The following is a 19,094-nucleotide window of genomic DNA, read 5'->3' on the forward strand; positions in this document are numbered from 1 at the left end:
TCAAAATAGACTAATAGCTTAAGTCGAACTCACGTTAATTAAATTCATGAATGAAAAACAAGGCAATAAAGTAATGGATTATCCAGGATTAAACGAAGATGCCTTTAAAAATGACCCAATTGTTCAAAAGTTCTTATTAGAAAGCCAACCCGGAACAAAGAAAATAGACAAACCTATTCTTGTAATTCAAGGTAAAGCTGATACTAATGTACCTTACACTGTTACTGAAAAAATGGTAGAAGGACTAAAAGCAAAAGGATCTGAAAATGTTACTTTATTATTAGTAGAAGGAGCTTCTCATACAGAAGCCATAGTAAAAGAAAATAAAACTGCAGTAGAGTTTATAAAGAAATACTTACCTGCAAAGTAATCAATAAGATTGTAGATAAAAAAGCTAACTCTTGAGTTAGCTTTTTTTACTCTATAGCTACTAAGTAGCTATCAATTCAGTCTTAAGTAATTTGAAAAAAATAACTTCAAATCAACTAAGAAATCTCTTTTTCATAGCATTTTTGAATGTTGAGACAAATTTAAAAATTTTCATATACACCTTTTTACGGAAAACCACATTCTCCATTTTATATGTTGCTAAGATGATAACCACCAATTAGCGTTATATCAATAAACAAAACCAATTAATATATTTTTATCAATCGTACTGTATTAAATTTTTATAGTCTATATTTTTTACTACTTTTTACAACATCACTTTTTTTAAATAAAAATAATAGTTTTTAATACTTTACATTCATTATAAATAATAACTCTATATTTTTAGAATCTAATCTACTAAAAAGCCTCTATTAAGAAAACAAATTGATAAAACTCAAAACTAAATAATTACAGCAATGTTCTATTGCGTAATCTCCTTACAATTTTAAATTTCACTCGTTATACTTACTTTAAATGCATTGACAAAAACCCCATCATTGTTTCATAAAAAGAAATACTATTCTCTTCCTTAGCAAACCCATGTCCTTCATCATATTTTACCATATAAGGAACATCAAATCCTCTTTTTCTTAATGCACTTACTATTTGATCAGATTCTGCAATCTTTACACGTGGATCATTTGCTCCTTGAACGACAAATAACGGTTTAGATATCCTGTCTAATTGAAAAATAGGTGAAACTTCTTTAGCTATTTCTCTTTCCTGTTCATTATCTAAATCATACCAGATCTCTTTAACCATTTCCTTGTATGGTTTCCAATATTCGGGGAACGATTCAAAAAAAGTAAAAATATTTGATACACCAACATAGTCAACTCCACAACAATATAAGTTGGGCGTCTTGACCAATCCCATTAATGTTGCATATCCACCATGACTTGCACCATAAATAGCAATTTTTGAAGCATCTATCCATCCTTTTGTAATAACATAATGTACACCATCCTCTACATCATCCATCACTTTTCGCCCAATTTGTTTAAACCCTGAAGTAAAGAATTCCTTTCCATATCCACCGGAGATTCTAAAATTAACTTGCAAAGTTGCATATCCTCTACTTGCAAATAATTGTGTTTCTGGATTGAACCCCCAACTATCTCTAATTCCCTGTGGCCCTCCATGAGGATTAACCACTAATGGAACACGTTGACCTTGATGCACTTCTTTAGGCAAGGTAATATAGCCATGCAACTTAACTCCATCTCGACTTAGAAAAGAAATAGGCCTCATCTCAGCCATATCTTGTTCTTTTAACTGAGGCATTAAATCATACAATAAAGAGATTGCTCCAGTATCTCTATCATAATTATAATATTTACCATACAATTTATCGCTTTGAACAATAATCAGATAGCGATCTTCTTTCTCTGTCTTGGCAACAATAGAATATTCGTAACCTCCAAAATGGTTTTGTAGGTCTTGGTCGATTTTCTTAAAAGTATCACTGACTGGCTCAATAACAACTTTATCACCTTCGTAACCTAAATAGTCAATTTCCCAATTTCTATTACGTGAAAGACCTATAATAGAAGCATCATATTCAGAATTTGAATAAACTTCCTTGAGTATCGATTTAGTTTTAAAATCATAGAGAATTATACGCTGTTTGTCAGAATCTAAATTAGTAAGCACATAAGCCTCATCTTTATTCTCTGAAGCATAATTAAAAGCCAACAAAGAGAAAGTATCTGACCAATTAACAGTATGGAACAATGTAAACTCATTCTCCCCTATAGCTTTATAAAAGTATTGTGTTTGAATCCCATTTAGCATTTTAGAATATCCTCTCAGCACACCATCTTTATCAAAATCGTAGTCTGCAACAGGATTTGTAGGATCATCATTTGTAAATAACTTTACATACTCTCCTGTATTGATATTAATTTTATAAGGTTCAAATACTTGGGCATTTTCTAAATTCATTGTAATAATGATATAATCCTTTTGCTCTTTCAGCATATTTAGAATACCAGCTTGAACATTATCAAAAGGCGTTAGATCTATATTATTTGAACCGTCAACATCTACAGCGTAAATATGATAATTTTCGTTCCCTCCTTGATCCATCACATAAGCCAAGCGATCATCATTTATCCAACCATATCCACGTACAAGCTCCCCTGCTTCTTCTATTACACGAGTTACAATACCTGTTTCAATCTCTTTCACATAAACGTGACGTTTATTTCGCTCATCTTTTTCTCTGTAAGAAAGATATTTACCATTAGGAGACAATTGAAAACCAGAAGATTTAGGTCTTTGAAAATAGTCTTTAACTTGATACTTAAACGCCCCTTTTTCTTGAGCAGCCAATTCTTTGAGTTCATCCTCAGTACTCACTAAAGTTGTATCCCCTGGCAATTTAATCTCCGTTTTTTCAAATTCTACTTCTATTTCTTGTTCTTGTAGTTTAGCACTTCCTTTAAACTTTTGCTCACTGTAAATCCCTTGGTACAGCATTCCAATCTCTTTCACTTGATAGACAAGGGTACTATTCTCAAAAGATACTTGGGTAGCTTGTAAACCAACAGCTCCCTGTTCTGGTAAATCTATACTAACTTCAAGATTATCACCTTTTAAAGCCACTTTCATTATAAGTGCTAAAGACATTTCTTGTATAACTAATTGCGCTTTGTATATTCCTTCTATTTCTTTCATATCTATTTTAAACTATATCTTTTGCTTAAAGCAAATTTACTTGATTTTTAAGTGAACATAAAAGTTATCTATAAATAACTACTTTTTTAAAAAACTCATAACTTCTATTACATTTGTAAAACTTAACCATAGAAAATCAATTAGTGGAAATAGTAACGGATATACCGACAACAAGTTGGAATGCTATCGTAGACTTCTTACAAAAGAACAAGTGGAAAATCAAAAAGCAATATCCCATAATGGCATTTGACAAGGGAATTGATTACGATTATTATTTATTAGTAAAAAACAACCTTTACATTGAAATGGCCTGGTGCAATTGGTTTGAGGGAGAGCTTAAAACTGATTCAACAACTTTTATATGGCTTGAGAGTCAATTAAACTTTTCTTTTCAAAAAAATACGCCAAACCACCTAAATATATAAAAGTAAAAGAGCAATACTTTTCGAAGTATTGCTCTTTTAAACTTTATAATTAAAATAACTATTCCACTTTATCCTCTACAAGGTCAAATCCCCAATCTTTACCTTTCATTGTTGCAGGTATTCCTTTAACCATCCATACAGGTGCTTTAGCATCTTTTAGATAGTAATCAAAAAATTGTTGTTGTCGAATTTGAATATCCTTTCGATTTTGACGTTTCATCAAGTTATGCTCATCGCCATTGTAGTTAAGTAACCAAGCTGGTTTACCTAAACGGCGCAAAGCCATAAACATTTCTATTCCTTGGTACCAAGGCACAGCTCCATCGTTATCATTATGCATAATTGCCACAGGTGTAGTAACAGCTGGCATATTGAATAATGGTGAATTTTCAATATACAAATCATATCCATCCCAAAGAGTCTGTCCTATTCTACTTTGTGTTTTTTCATATTGAAATTGACGACTCATACCACTTTGCCAACGGATACCTCCATAAGCAGATGTCATATTGACAACTGGAGCACCAGACCAAGCAGCAGCATACATATCAGTTACTGTAATTAAATGTGCTACTTGATAACCTCCCCAACTCTGTCCTTGAATTGCAATTTTATCTGGATTAACCCAAGAATTTTGCTTTAAAAACTCTACTCCTGAATTAATAAACTCCTCTGCCGATTTACCTGGATATCCATCTACATAACTAATATCTGGTGTAAACACCAAATACTCATTACTAACATAAAATGGAATATTCAATCTTGAAGGTGTAGGTGCAGGAGCTTCATAGCGATGCAAATTATCAGACAACTTCTCATAGAAATACACGATCATTGGGTACTTCTTATTTGGATCAAAATTCTCTGGTTTAAACAATACACCTGTGGCCTCGTAGCCTTTTGGAGTTGTCCAGTGAATTAATTCATTTGTTCCCCAATTATAATTAGCTTGTTGCGCATTTAGATTACTCAACTTTACTTCCTCTTTAAAATCTTTAGTCACGTATAGATTAATCGATTCTTTAAAAGATCCTTTCACATAACCATAGACTTTGGCATTTTTAGCTTTAAATAGAGAATTAAATCCACTATACGGTTGCATCCACAACTTCTTAGGAATCTTATTACCTTTAATCACTCCGCTATAATAACCTGCATCTTTATTCAACTCGTTAAAAGCAGCAAATATTAAATGTTCTGATCGGTTATACGATTTCTTATCCGAATCTAAATTCAATATATCAAAACTAACTTTATGTTCACGACCATAACCATTGGTAACCATACGTGGTGCCTTATTGCTATTTAAGAAAAACTCCCAAATATCGTAGCGATCTCCAATCAATACTGACTCATCATTATCTGTCCAGCCTTTAATTCCGTATGCACTTGCATTATCAGGCATATCAAACTGCTCATCTGCAAAAGATACAGACAATTGCTTATTCAAATGTTTAGTAATTTTCGTTTTAACATCATAAGCGTACCAATTACCTTCTTCACTATTATAATAAACAACAGCAGTTCCTTTAGGCGAGATGCGCGCTAAACCAGGTAAATCACTAACAACTTCTGTTCTTTTACCTGTATTAACATCTACGATATAATAAGAGGCTGATCCAGAAATATTCCATTGTCTCTCAACTCTTTTACCAAAATCAGTAGAACCAAAGACAATATTGCTATTTCCCTCGTCCACTAACTGCATTCTATCTAATGTCTGATCCGCTAAAGCTAAAATTCCCTTATTACGAGTTAAATCAATTGTCGCTAAATATGATTTTTTTAAATCTTTCTCTAAATTGACTAATTGCTGTGGCTGAATGTAATCCTCTTTGTAATGCCAGATATCAACTACCGCATGATCCTCTGCTATTAAAGTAGTGTCCTTAGCTACTGGAGTAGGTGCTATTCCAAGAAACATACGCTTTCCATTCTTACTAAACTGAGGTTTATAATTTTCTGATATTACCCAGTTATTTGGTACACCTGTTGTTTTATCAGTAGCTATTTCACTTGCTTCTCGAGGCAACGTAGAATAATAAACCTTGTATGTTTTGACAAGTGTTTTCTCTTCATCGTCATTTGCTACAAATGCCAATTGTTTACCACTCTCATCAAAATTAAACTGCGTATACTTTCCTTTACCTTCTAATAAGGTTGTTTTCTTTTTCGTCTTTAAATCAACGACAAATACGCCAAAAGGTCCTTTACTTTCTTCGACTTCAGAAGTCTGTTCAGTCACTTTTACCACATCGCTTGATTCAATATTCTCTTTCTCTTTAGATTCTACCTCTTTCTTAGCCTTATCCTCTTTCTCCTTTTGTTTTGGGTCTTTTGTTACAATAACCAAATACTGTCCATTATCATCAAAGTAGTAATCAACAACATCTGTAAATACGGTATCATCGTTATTTACCAAGTCCTTTAAAACTAAATCTAAAGGAGCGTCCTTACTTGTTTTTTTCTTAGGAGCTTTAGAATCTTTAGCATTAGCAGAATCTTTTACTTTCTCTAGTAAATACGCTACAAAATCACCTTTTTTATCTGGTGTTTTAAACGACTTAATATTAGCTATTTTATCTACAGCACCTGACTTTAAGTTAAAAATACCCAACGAATCTTTTGCTATTTCATCTTCTTTCTTCTTCTTTACTTTCACAGCTTTTAGATCAGCATAAGTAGGTCTAATTGAAAATAGTGCATAGTTAGAATCTCCTGTAAAGATAGGTTTCTCACCTCTTTCTACTTTTAATTCTTTTTGACCGTCTGTTGTTTTGATAAATAAAGTCTTATCACCTTCTTGAGGAGTTACTTGATATAATATCCATTGTCCATTATTGGAAAACTGTTTGGTTCCAATAGATTCCCAACTATCGTATACACTGTGATCTAAAGGCTTCTTCTGTGCATGAACTGACAGAGAACCAAAGGCTAATAAAGCAAAGCTAAGTTGTTTAAAAAACTTCTTAGTCTGCCTTTTTGATTGATTGTTTTGTTCTTGTTTTAATTTCATTTTTAAGGTAGTTATTTTGTCGGCTGAAAGATACCTTATTTTTACAAGCATTTCAAAAAATCCTTATATTTCGTGACTTGCGTACATTTCTCTAATTTTCTTTTTACTTATTTTGCCAACACTTGTCTTTGGAATTACTTCTACAAATACAAATCGATCAGGTATAGCCCATTTATTAATTTTCTTCTGATCTACAAACTTTTGCATATGGTCTTTCAACTCTTGTTCGCTGAGTGTAAAGCCCTCTTTACATACAACAAGAGCAAAAGGTCGTTCTCCCCATTTAACATCAGGAACTCCTATAACAGCAACATCATTAATTCCTTGGTAACTGCCAATCATTTCCTCTAAAGCCAAAGAAGACATCCATTCCCCTCCTGTTTTAATGACATCCTTAGAACGATCTACAATCTTAATATCGTTATTCTCATTTATCCAAGCAATATCACCTGTATGCAAATAACCACCTTGCCAAAGTTCTTCTCCTTTCTCTTTTTCTTTGTAGTACCCCATTGTCAAATAAGGAGCACGTACAATAATTTCCCCTAATGATTTTCCGTCTTTAGGCACTTCCCTACCTTCCTCATCTACTATTTTCAGATCGACTAATAGAGCTGCTCTACCCGTCATTGTACGAATATCTAACTGAGATTCTATATCATTTTTAATTGTTACTAAGGACAAGTATGACGAAGTTAACAAAGGACAAGTTTCCGACATTCCATATCCAGTCACAACAGAAATTCCTCTATCTAACGCTCGCTTAGCTAAAGGTTTGCTTAGAGCCGACCCTCCGATTAATACACTCCAAGTCGACAAGTCAATATCTCTTGCAGCAGGACTTGATAACAACATATTTAGGATTGTAGGAACGCAGTGCGAAATTGTAGGCTTTTCTCTTCTAAATATATCAATAAAGCTTTGAGGTTCGAATTTACCTACATACACTTGTTTTAGGCTTAAAGTAGTTGCTAAATAAGGTAGACCCCAAGCATGCACATGAAACATTGGTGTTAATGGCAAATAGACATCTGATGATTTTATCTTGAAAGCTTCATTCATCATTGATAGTACACTACTCTCCACCATCGTATGCAATACCAACTGTCGATGTGAAAAGTAAACAGCTTTTGGATTCCCTGTCGTCCCAGTGGTATAAAACAAGGTCGCTATAGCTTCCTCACTAAACTCTGGAAACTCATATATCGTAGATTGTTCTAATAGTAACTCATCAAAGAAACCATCAATAACAATAGTCGTATTTATCTTACTTACCTTTTCTTTAATGACAATAATCTTTTTTACCGTTTCCAATCGATCAAAAAATGTCTCAACAACAGGTAAAAAATCTTCGTGGACAATTAAAACCTCATCCTCGGCATGATTGATTGTATACAAAATCTGCTCAGGTGCTAAACGCCAATTCACTGTGTGTAACACGTTTCCTGTTATAGGCACAGCGAAGTAATTCATTAAAAAACGATGACTATCATAATCAATAACTCCTACAACGCTTCCACCATCAAGCCCCAGCACACCGTACATATTACACAATTGTTTAATTCGATCATACAATTGATAGTAGTTTAACCTCTCCTGATCTTTGTATACAATTTCATGATTGGGATTGACTCTTAACGAGTTTTCCAGAAGGTCTTTTATCAGTAGCTGGTAATGATGCGCATTACTTGCACTCGGTATGGTTTTAATTTTCATAATTATAAGTATTTGGTTACTCACAATTTATAAAAAAAAATCTACTTATTTAAGTTTACATATTTTCTGTAAAACATTAGCAACACAGCTATATTTCTCTTATATATTTAATAAAAAACACTTCTAAAACTCAGCTATTACAAATAATGATAGTTTAGCACAAAATAAAAGAGCCTAAAGACAACGTCCCTAAGCTCTGATAAAAGTATAATGTAAAGGATTACGATCCTTTAATTTCTTATGCGATTAATAAAATCTTCAAGATCTGCATCAAAAGTAGTTTCTTGAAGTAAATCATTAGCTAATTTGGTCATTTTTCTATAGTGAACAACTGTAAAGCTTCTACCAAAACTCATCTTACAAAAATCCCCAATAATCCCAAAAACACCATTAATTTCATCGACTGTCACCTCCTTTTTATCTGCGAATCTACCTCTTAAAACAGCAGCTCCAACATAAGCTCCTATTTCAACTACAAGATCAGTATTTAAAATTTCTTTCTTATCTGCCAAATACAATAGTTCATCTAAATTATGATGAATCAGTGTTTTTATATCCATAGTACGTTTTGAATTTACACAAAGGTAAAAAAGAAATAATGGTCTAAAAATCTAATTAAACTTATTTTTAATGAATACGAATTAAAACTAACTAAAAATCAACACATTAACGAATAAAAAAAACTAATATTTTATACCTTTACAGTATAATTTAAAAATGAAAAAGAAAGAATTATGAAAACAAATCGATTATCTACAGCACTAACACAAGCTTTAAACAAACAAATTACTTTAGAAGCAGTGTCTGCTCAAATTTACTTAATGCTTGCTTGTTGGGCAGATGAAGCAAAAATGGCAGGAGTAAAAGACTTTCTAATGAAACATTCGCATGAAGAAAGAATACATATGGCTAAAATAATTGAGTATGTACAAGAAAGAGGATCTACTGTAAAAATAGAAGCTATTGGAGCTCCAGGAAAAGAGCCAAAAAACGTATTAGAATGTTTCGAAATGGTATATGCTCAAGAAGTAAAAAACACAGATGCTATATACAATATAGTGACACTTGCTTTTGAAGAAAAAGACTGGGCGACTTGGAATTTTCTACAATGGTTAGTAACAGAACAAAGAGAAGAAGAAAAACTTGCTCTTGAGTTATTAGACAGACTAAAACTTGCAGGAGGAGCTAAAGCAAGTGATATTGCTTTATTCGAGTTTGACAAATCGTTCAAAACGACCTCGCAAACAGTTAGCATAGCTGATGAAACAAACCCTTTACAATAATTACTATACACTTTAACGCAAAAAAGGCGTTTGAACTTGGTTCAAACGCCTTTTTTAATGCTATAATTCGATATTATACAATTTCATCTTATTATACAATGTCTTTCTATCTATGCCAAGTACTTGAGCTGCTTTTGTCTTATTAAACTTAACCTTTTCCAATGCTGTTCGAATAGCTTGTTCTTCATTGCGAGATGAAAAGAGCTTCAAATCTTCTTCCTGTCCTGCAGACACAATATCTGTCGAATGAGTGTTAATTCGAGGATTGAGTATCTCTTCAGGTAACACATTTTCTTCTACCACATCACCACGAGTTAACAATACAGAACGCTTAATTATATTCTTCATCTCTCTAAGGTTTCCTGGCCATTCATAAGTTAAGAAAACACGTTCTACTTCACCAGAAAATTTGTTTACATTCTTTTCGAGCTCTCTATTTGATTTCTTCAAGAAGTAATTTGCAAACATCAAAATATCTTCTCCTCTATCTGCAAGCTTTGGAGCAACGATACCAAATTCATTTAATCTGTGATACAAATCCTCTCTAAACTCACCTTCTCTCACTGCTTTAGGCAAATCCTCATTCGTAGCTGCAATAACTCTAATATCAACGTCAATCTCCGTACTACTACCTACTGGCTTAACCTTTCTTTCTTGAAGTGCTCTCAGTAATTGAACTTGTACTTCATAGGACAAATTACCCACTTCATCCAAAAAGATAGTACCACCATTTGCAGCTTCAAAATGTCCAACTTTATCCGTTACAGCTCCTGTAAATGATCCTTTGATATGACCAAAAAACTCACTTGAAGCTAAATCTTTTGGAATCGCACCACAATCTACTGCTATATACGGTTTGTCTTTGCGTTTACTTTTTAAATGTATAGAATGCGCTATATGCTCTTTCCCTGTTCCACTATCTCCAATAATTAGTACAGACATATTGGTTGGAGCAACTAATTCAATATATTCATTCAATTGTTTAGAAACCTTGCTATTTCCTTTTACATATTCATCTTCATTTGTAACTGTTTCCTTAGTCTTAGCGTTATTATCAGGTGAAAGATCTTTTACATCGTGCACCACAATGTTCTTTTTATCTAAAGCCTGTTTGATTGTCAGTAAGATCTCGTCAGGATTAATAGGTTTAGCAACATAATCAAAAGCACCTAATTTCATTGCGTTAACTGCTGTTTTAATCTCAGTATACCCTGTCATTAAAATTACTTGTGTAGAAATACAAGTTGCCTTTATATGCTTTAACAATTCTATACCATCACTATCAGGTAACCTCACATCCGTTAATACGATATCATAACATTCTTTACCTATTAATTGTTGTGCTTCCACGCTATTAAATGCATTGGCTACTATATATCCTTTTTTACTTAAGAAAGTTTTTAGCATTTCGCAAAATGGAACATCATCATCTATTACAAGAATCTTGTGACTCATATTATATATATCTTTTTAAGTGCTAAACGCAAATTTAATGTTTTTCTTATTGAGAAACTAACTACATTTAAAAATAACCCCTATAAACGGTAAAAGGGAGCTATTGCTCCCTACTTACCTGAAGATTTCTCTTCTTCACCTTACTAACGATCTACTTGCTACTTAATTAAGTAGCATAATTTCTTTAAACAAACACTTAATTTTCTTTTTCTTAGCGAGACTTTCATCTCATTTTTATAACACCTTATACTAAATAAAGTAGTAAATATCATGCCAAATTTACAAAAACCACGACTTTACCACTTATACAATAGATTATCAACATATTATACTTTAATTATTTTTTTTACAAAAAGTATACTATCTACAAACACTCCATTTTCCACAACTCATCTTGTGTAATAATTCCACAATTTTTAGAAAGGATACCCAATTGCGAAGTTAAACATCAAGTTATCCTTGCGCCATTGTTTGTCACCAAATCGAATGTCGTCAATTACCCAACGCTCTCCTGATTGATTATACGGAATACGCAATGGAAAGGCAAAGTCGAATCGCACCACTAAAAATGTAATATCAAATCGCAATCCTGCTCCTGCACCAATTGCAAATTCTTTATAAAAGTCTGATCCTATTTTTCCACCTGGTCTGTCCGATACATCATTCAAATTCCAAATATTCCCTGCATCTACAAAAAGCGCTCCATGTAAAATACTAAAAAGCTTTTTTCTGTACTCAAAATTCATTTCAATAATCATATCCCCAGATTGATCAGGTATGAACTTTGAATCAATAGTATGGGGGTCAAAACTTCCTGGTCCAAGTGTACGAGCTCTAAACGCGCGAATACTATTAGATCCACCTACATAGAACTGTTTTGTATAAGGCATATTCTTAGAGTTACCATAAGCTACTCCAACTCCAGCGTGAATACGGCTTACGAATTGAGAATTCTTACCCAACTTTAAATAATGTCTAAAGTCGTGTTCTGTTTTAACATACTGACTAAAAGGAACCCCTAAAATGGTCTTTTCTTTATCACTATCTACATCTGCCCCCATTAACAATCCAGTAATATTACCTGAAAAATCTAAAGATCCTCTATAGTAAAAAGTATTTTTCTTATACTGTTTCATGGTATTAGTATAAGTAAATGTATATGTAGGTCCAAATATTAACTGTTTGTCCAATATCCTTTCAAGTGAAGGATTACCTGCTGCATACTCTCTGTATAAATCAGTGACATTATTGGGACTAACATAATTTGTTTCTAATACATTAAACTGGTGTTCGATTGTACTACTTTGTTTCCACAAATATCCCCAAGAGGCTTTAAAAGAATTTAAAGAATACAACTTACTTCTTTGTAAAAATTCATAACCCACAGTTGCTCTGGTCTTCGGTACAAAACCTGTTGAAGGATTAAAATCAATTGGAGCAATCAGTTTAGGCCAAGTTAAACTCGCCTCAATACCCGCTTTATATACGTTATATCCATTATTCTTAGAAGAAGATTGGAAGTCAGCCCCACCATATGTTGAAACAGAGAATAGTTCAGCTCCTCTAAAGAAATTCTTATTACTCCAGTTCAGATTTAACTCAGCACCATTGTAACTTGCTGAATTGGTTTTCCCTAATAATTCTAATCGAATTGCCTTTGGGTTATCTGGTGTCAAAAAGTAATAGGCATCTAACTTATTATTTATACTATCCGATATTTCAAAGGAGTTCTTTACAAACTTAAACACCCCTAAGTTGACTAATCTATTCAATGATAAATTATGGTCATTTCGATTATAGGTTTCTCCTTTTTCTAAATAGATTGCTCGGTCATAAATTGTAGGCTTAAACTTACCTGTAGGATCCACAATTGTCAAATCCTTATGTTGGTAAGCTGAATCTAATTTGCTCAAATACTCACTATCGGAAATCTCATAATCCGCAAAAACATAAATTTTATCAATAGTATAAGATTTCAAAGCAGGCTTGGGAGTATCGTCTTTTACTTTGACAAATAAATCCACTTTATGATTCCCTACACTACTATCTACTTGAATTAGCAAGTTATTCGGACTAAAATAATAATATCCTTTATTCTTGACATAATTATCAAATCGAACGCGTTCATCCTTTATTTGATCAAGATTATAAGGCTTACCTTCTCTTAACTTTGACCATCTTTTAGCATCGTAAATTAACTGTTGTAGTGGAGTAGAGTCATTCAAAAAAGTAACTTCATTTATTTTATACTGTATTCCAGGAGTTACCTTATAACGAGCTCCCTTTTTCTTATCTGTTACCTCGAGAGTATCACTTTCTACTTCTACATTAAAAAAACCTACATTTTCAAGTCTATTACTCAAAATAGCACTATTATAATCAAGATCTACCTCTTCAAATAAAACAGGTGGTTCACCTAATTTCTTTCTCATCCAATTTCGAAACTTGCTCGATTTATCAGGATCTCCAGCCATATTATAAAGTCCTAACTTCGGTCGCATCCCAAGGATCTTACCATTCGGTATTGGTCTTAGAAGATCTGCTAATCCTTCCGCCATTTCCTTTTTCTGGCTTTTTGACAGTGAATCACTATCAATTTCAATCGTTCCTCCTGTATATAAAAACTCTCCTTCTTTTAGATGACGAGTACTGCCACAAGAACCCAACATCAGAACGATTGATCCTACTGCGATAAAATACTTTATACTTTTACTCTTGTTTACTCTCATCTCTTAATTGTCTTTTTAATTCTCTTTTATCCTTAGAACGTTCGAATAATTCTTTGAATCGCTCATAACTCATCGTAATGATAAAACCTACTCCTGTTTCTACTATTTGTCCCTGTAGGGCTACTTCATACTGATTTTTTCTATACACTCGCATCAGATATCTACCATCTTTAGACAAAGTATACTCCAACTCGATATCCCCTGCAATATTACTTGCCTGTTCATTTTGTCGTTGATTACCTTCTACTTCAAAACTACTTCCTACAGTTACTTTCAATCGGTCTGAGAACAATCGCTTAGAAACGGCGATATTCAAATCAGTTCTATTCTCTCTTGAACCACTTGAAAAATCTTCGCTTGATTCTAAATTAAAGTTAAGCTCAACCCCTTTGATTAAACTTCCTGCCAAATTATTTAATTGATCTGACAATAGGCGATTCACACTTTGCCTTGCGATAGTACCTGCAGTCATTCCACCCGCACTACTTTCAAAAGGATTCTCTCCGATAAATCTATTTAACAACAACAAGGCAAAGACTTGTTTATTCATTTCTGATTCATTCGCTCTCAACTGCGTCAGTTTATTCTTAGTATTGTTAAGTACTTCTCCTGATACAGAAGTAACTCCCTCTTTTAATTGAATATCAAATGAGATTTCTGGCTCTAACAGCTCACCTTTCATCTTTAATAAAGCTTGGAAAGGAATTTTTTGCTTATACTGATTTTGCTGTGTTGGCGATAATGTGCTTAACTGATTTTGAAGCAAGTCTATAGGCGCCGTATTTGCTTCATAGATTGCTGTCAAGTTTAATATAGCATCGGTTGGCTCCCCTGCAAATACAATAGAACTACCTTTTTGTACTTCAAATTTTCTCTTTATCATATTAAACGATAGATCATAAGACCCCTCGTTAAATTCATATCGCCCTGTTAAAGATATTTTACCTGAAGGGTCAATACCTCCCATGATCTCACCTTCTCCTTTCAAAATCAGTTTATCCCCACTTTGCTTATCCATAATCATGGTAAAAGTAGCTTCCTTATTCACTTTAATAGCCAAAGCAACATCTAATCCCTTTATCTGAGAACTATTGAATTCATCTTGTAATTTTTTCAACTCAGCAGCCTGTAAACTCTCCTGATCAATAAACTCAACAATACCTTCTCTATCTGCAATAGAAGGATCTTCTTGTGGCATTATCACAGTGAAATTTGTTTTCTTGCCAACCTCAATCTTACCATTGACAATAGGCTTATCCATATTCCCTTTAATGCGGATATCGGAGTCAAAAATAAGTGCTCCATAAAACATATCGTTATCTTTTGACGTTGAATTAATCGCTTTAAAGTCTACCGCCTTAATACCCAAATCAAAAGCAAAATCTTGATAACTCTTAGTTAATACAGCTCCAGAAACAACTAACAAATTACCATCAACATCAGTTATGCTAAATTTATCGAGCTCAATTCCCTTCTCTGTAAAGGAAATTGTTTCATTAATCTTTCTAAAATCTGCGTTTAATTGATCTAAGTGAAATCCAATATCGTTAAACTTAAAGTTTCCTAATACTTTGGGTTCAGTAAATTTTCCAGTTACATTTATATCTCCCGAAAAATATCCTTCTGCCTCCGAAAGCATTCCTGTAGTAAATCGTTCAAATGCACTCATTTGCAACTTATCTACTAATACTTTCAATTTCAAATCTTCTTGTTCAACATCGGCAATCCCTTTTACTTCTACTCGATTTGGCCCCCCCTCTAATACAACTTTTGCCAAATAAGTGCTCAATGATTCATTCTTCACTCCTACATATAGATTCCCAAGTAAGATTTCAAAAGCATGAAGCTCCCTAATATTGATATCTGAAACAAATCTAAAATCAGTAGATAATTCTGTCAAGTCTAATGATCCATCAATAAAACCACTTGCCAATAATTTATCCTTTTTAACTAATTTAGTTAAAGTCTCAATGCTGAAGTTTTTAAAAGTCAAATTTAAAGGACTATTAGCTTCTGCTTCTTGAGAAGCAATGTATATTCCACTGTTTTTATATTCAAGTGAAAAATCTTTTACATAAACTCCATCCTTATCCAAGACAACTCTATTCTCTGCATTTACTTTCCATGGATTATAATCTAACATAAAGCCGTCTTGCTCTAATTTCATAATTAAAGCATTGTTCTTCGCCTCCAAATTTCCAGCAATGACATAACAATCCCTTCCCTCTCTATCCTTTAAATTAAAATCGTAGGTCAAAATATTATTATACGCTGCACCATGAAGGTTTAATCTACGCAAGCGAACGCTGGCATTAGAAATACTATTAACACCGAAACTGTAAGTTAGAGCATCTTGTTTTGGCTCGATAATCCAATTAATTCCCTCAATCTTATTCTCTCCATACTCTAAATTAGAGATTCCCCCTTTTAGGCTAATAAAATCTGTTTTTTTATCATATCGACCAAAAATATGAATAGGCTCTAACTCTTTTAAATCAGGTAGCATATCCTTGTACACATTATCGTACTTTACTTTTAAATCATATGAAAAAAACTGAGGCTTAGCTACCTTAGCATTTTCTACTTCTTCATCTTCTTCACTGCGCTTAAAATAAGACTCCAAACTTGTAGTTAGCGCATCGGCCAAGGTGGTTAATTGATAATCACCTTCAAGTGAAAAATCAAGTATCTGAGAAGTTAAGCTTAGCTTTCTGTAATTAGGCTTAGCCTCGGCAATAAGATCAATAGGTTTAAGTCTATACTTTCTCTTAGCTAAATCAAAACCAAAGTCTCTAATTTGCATTTTACCAACTAAACTATCTGGTAAAATATTTTCCATTTTAACATCAATAACTGTAGATAAATTTCTCTGTTCCTCATCCAGCTTCAGTTGATAGAAATCTACATTCTTTATGTCTGCTAACAAATCTAAACTTAAACTCTTACCTGTCCATACGCCACTTGCATCCAACACAAAGTTTAAATTGGGATCTTCGTTCTCAGATGTCACCACATATTTACCTTTATCAACACTGGCATCTAAGCGAATGTGGTTGTATTTGTAATTATTTACTTCCGCTTTTTCAATTTCAAATACAGCGTTGGCTTGAATTAACTCAGGATCGAAGCTATTCCCATCTACTTTGGCGTACAGAGAAATAGCCCCTATTGAATCGTTCTTAATCAACCTACCAACTTCTAACTCTTTAATTCCAAAATCTAATTTGTACTTTTCTTTTCCCTTTTTGCGTTGATCAAAATCAACATCCATGGCTATTGCCCCCAAACTCGTCTTTAAATCGACATGAGATTGGATTTCTTTCATACTCCCCCTTACAAACCCTTTTAAAGACATTGAAGAAGGTATTTCAATATTGTTGGGAATTATATCTTTTGGCGCTACTGCATGTATATCACGAGACGATGTAAGCACATCTTTAATTTGTAGATTTACATAAGCCTTATCAAAATCAGGCAAACCTCTAACTTTCCCAGAAACATCAAGATAAGTCGTTTTTAGCGCTTTGATATTAAATCTTTCGATATCTAAATCTGCTACTTTTCCCTTCGCTTTAGCACTAAATTTTATAGTTTCATTCTTAAGGTGAGATACATCTGCTTGTTTGAGTATATCAGGCATTAATAACTCCACATCAGCTAGTCCAAAGTAGGAGTCTGATATAACTGCATCCACAGAAATATCCCCTAACTGCTCTTGTAATTTGCTAACATCTAAATAATTTAAAACGATAGAAGACTTAACCGAAGAATGTCCTGTTTTTAATTCGAAATCTTTAACTAAAGTTGATTGCTCGCTATATAGAAAATAGGTTTGGAACTTACTCAACTCAAAACCACTTTTCTCTTTAAAAGAAAAGCGTTCAAGATTACCGCTGATATTGTTCTCAGAAAATAAAAAGTCTTTCAATTTAAAATCTAAATCAGCAACAGCAAGGTGATTTACATCTAAGCCTTTTGTCAGTATCTTTTCATTGTCATTGTCAAATGAAACGTTTATCGCTTTTAAAGCAATGTCCTTTACAGCTAACTTCCAAGGCATAGCTGCTGAAACTTCTACTTCGCCTTCTTGTGCAACAGCAGCAGTAGAACTCTGAGACTCTATTGTGTTTTTTGATTTATCCTCTAACATGCGAACAGTTGCAGTGAAATCATCAAGGCTAATATTCTTGATATCAATATTCTGTTCGTTCAAATCAATCATATTAAACACCGCTTGAAATTCATTCAGCAGAATTGCTGCTTGTAACTTGCTATCCTCGTCTTTATACTTAATATCAAAATTAGAAAACACAATCTGCCCTAAGTCAATTTGAGGAAGCGCTTCTTCTATGGGATTCTCAATAGTTGCCTCCACCATAGCATTGGGATCTTTGATCGCCTTAGAAGGTTCTTTTTCATAATTGACGAAAACACCATCTATTCCCACTTTGGGAATGCCAAATTTCATCAGTTCTAAATCAAACTCTTTGAAGCGTGTGACAAATGAATTCAAATGAAAATCTAAATGATGTCCTTCATATTGATCCTCAAATTTCACAGTAATATCGTTTAACTCAATTTGACCTATAGCAATGTCCATTGGAGTTGACTCTGGTTCTTCCTTTTCTTCTTCAGATGCAAATGCATCTATGATGTAATCAAAATTAAACTGTTGTAAACTATCTCTTTTAACAGTGGTCTTTAATCCTTCTAATTCGACATTAGACACTTCCACAGTATTCTTCAATAGTTTAAACAAACTAATATCTACACCTAAGTATTTTGTATACAACAAAGTATCCTGTTGTTGAGATTCAAGATACAATCCCTTTACGACTACTTTCTTTGGAAAAGCGATTTCGATTCTATCAAGAGAAACTGGCGTTCCTATCTTATCTTGCACGAAAGATATGGCAAAATCCTTTACTTTATTCTGTACATAGGGAATTTGAATAGCAATGGCAATAAGTAGGAACAACACTATAATAATTCCAACAATCCAACCTATAATTTTGCTTATTCTGATAGCTATTTTTTTCAACTTGACTTTTTTCTTCAAAAATAGCAAAAACCAAACCATAAAGGTATAAGACAATTCAATAATTTTAACTATTGTACACCATTATACGCATACTTTTTTTCAAATCAAGTAGATATCATTTCAAGGTTTAGAACAAATAATTAAACAATTTGAATTACCATAGACTTTGCACTTCATTTTATTTATAAGAAACAGCAACAGAATAAGAAAAAAGAGAATAATTACATTTGCTTCAATAGAAGGTTTACGCTACCGTATTTAATGCTGTTTTATGGTTAGATTGTAGGCTTCCCTTTTTTAGGACACCTCTAAATTCGA

The 19,094-nt window shown here is 33.1% G+C and carries 10 protein-coding genes; 3 read left to right on the forward strand and 7 right to left on the reverse strand.

Translation table 11 applies throughout. From position 1 onward, the window contains the following. Window positions 1-46: 46 nt before the first annotated feature. Window positions 47-370, forward strand: coding sequence for an alpha/beta hydrolase family protein (locus tag GJV76_RS13275; RefSeq protein ID WP_230381559.1), 324 nt, complete (start codon window positions 47-49; stop codon window positions 368-370). Between the two features lie 527 nt (window positions 371-897). Here the strand turns inward: GJV76_RS13275 and GJV76_RS13280 are convergent. Then, entirely contained in the window at window positions 898-2,913 is a 2,016-nt protein-coding gene (locus tag GJV76_RS13280; protein ID WP_394367076.1) for a S9 family peptidase, read from the reverse strand. 341 nt (window positions 2,914-3,254) lie between these two features. On the opposite strand from GJV76_RS13280, the gene GJV76_RS13285 reads away from it, so the two are divergent. Further along, complete coding sequence (locus GJV76_RS13285; RefSeq protein WP_155093097.1) at window positions 3,255-3,536, forward strand: hypothetical protein; 282 nt, start codon at window positions 3,255-3,257, stop codon at window positions 3,534-3,536. A gap of 58 nt (window positions 3,537-3,594) precedes the next feature. On the opposite strand, the gene GJV76_RS13290 is transcribed toward GJV76_RS13285, so the two are convergent. The 3 genes from GJV76_RS13290 to GJV76_RS13300 all read right to left on the reverse strand — a co-directional run bounded on the left by GJV76_RS13290 (window position 3,595) and on the right by GJV76_RS13300 (window position 8,828). After that, a complete protein-coding gene (locus GJV76_RS13290) occupies window positions 3,595-6,552 on the reverse strand; it encodes an alpha/beta hydrolase family protein (protein ID WP_155093098.1) in 2,958 nt (985 codons plus the stop codon). A 63-nt stretch (window positions 6,553-6,615) separates the two neighbouring features. Beyond that, window positions 6,616-8,268: a fatty acid--CoA ligase gene (locus GJV76_RS13295; RefSeq protein WP_155093099.1), complete on the reverse strand. Its 1,653-nt coding sequence runs from the start codon at window positions 8,266-8,268 to the stop codon at window positions 6,616-6,618. 230 nt (window positions 8,269-8,498) lie between these two features. Further along, the gene (locus GJV76_RS13300; RefSeq protein ID WP_155093100.1) at window positions 8,499-8,828 is read right to left on the reverse strand and encodes a hypothetical protein; all 330 of its coding nucleotides are present in this window, start codon (window positions 8,826-8,828) and stop codon (window positions 8,499-8,501) included. A gap of 174 nt (window positions 8,829-9,002) precedes the next feature. Between GJV76_RS13300 and GJV76_RS13305 the strand changes: the two genes are divergently transcribed. Then, a complete protein-coding gene (locus GJV76_RS13305) occupies window positions 9,003-9,551 on the forward strand; it encodes a ferritin (RefSeq protein WP_155093101.1) in 549 nt (182 codons plus the stop codon). Window positions 9,552-9,611: 60 nt separating this feature from the next. Here the strand turns inward: GJV76_RS13305 and GJV76_RS13310 are convergent, their stop codons facing one another. From GJV76_RS13310 to GJV76_RS13320, 3 genes are all read right to left on the reverse strand, one after another. Next, window positions 9,612-11,006: a sigma-54-dependent transcriptional regulator gene (locus tag GJV76_RS13310; RefSeq protein WP_155093102.1), complete on the reverse strand. Its 1,395-nt coding sequence runs from the start codon at window positions 11,004-11,006 to the stop codon at window positions 9,612-9,614. A 416-nt stretch (window positions 11,007-11,422) separates the two neighbouring features. Further along, window positions 11,423-13,735: a translocation and assembly module lipoprotein TamL gene (gene tamL, locus GJV76_RS13315; protein ID WP_155093103.1), complete on the reverse strand. Its 2,313-nt coding sequence runs from the start codon at window positions 13,733-13,735 to the stop codon at window positions 11,423-11,425. Continuing rightward, window positions 13,716-18,776, reverse strand: coding sequence for a translocation/assembly module TamB domain-containing protein (locus tag GJV76_RS13320; protein ID WP_155093104.1), 5,061 nt, complete (start codon window positions 18,774-18,776; stop codon window positions 13,716-13,718). The genes tamL and GJV76_RS13320 overlap by 20 nt, the downstream gene beginning before the upstream one ends. Window positions 18,777-19,094: the final 318 nt, after the last annotated feature.

Source organism: Myroides albus, assembly GCF_009711045.1.
Lineage (GTDB): Bacteria > Bacteroidota > Bacteroidia > Flavobacteriales > Flavobacteriaceae > Flavobacterium > Flavobacterium album_A.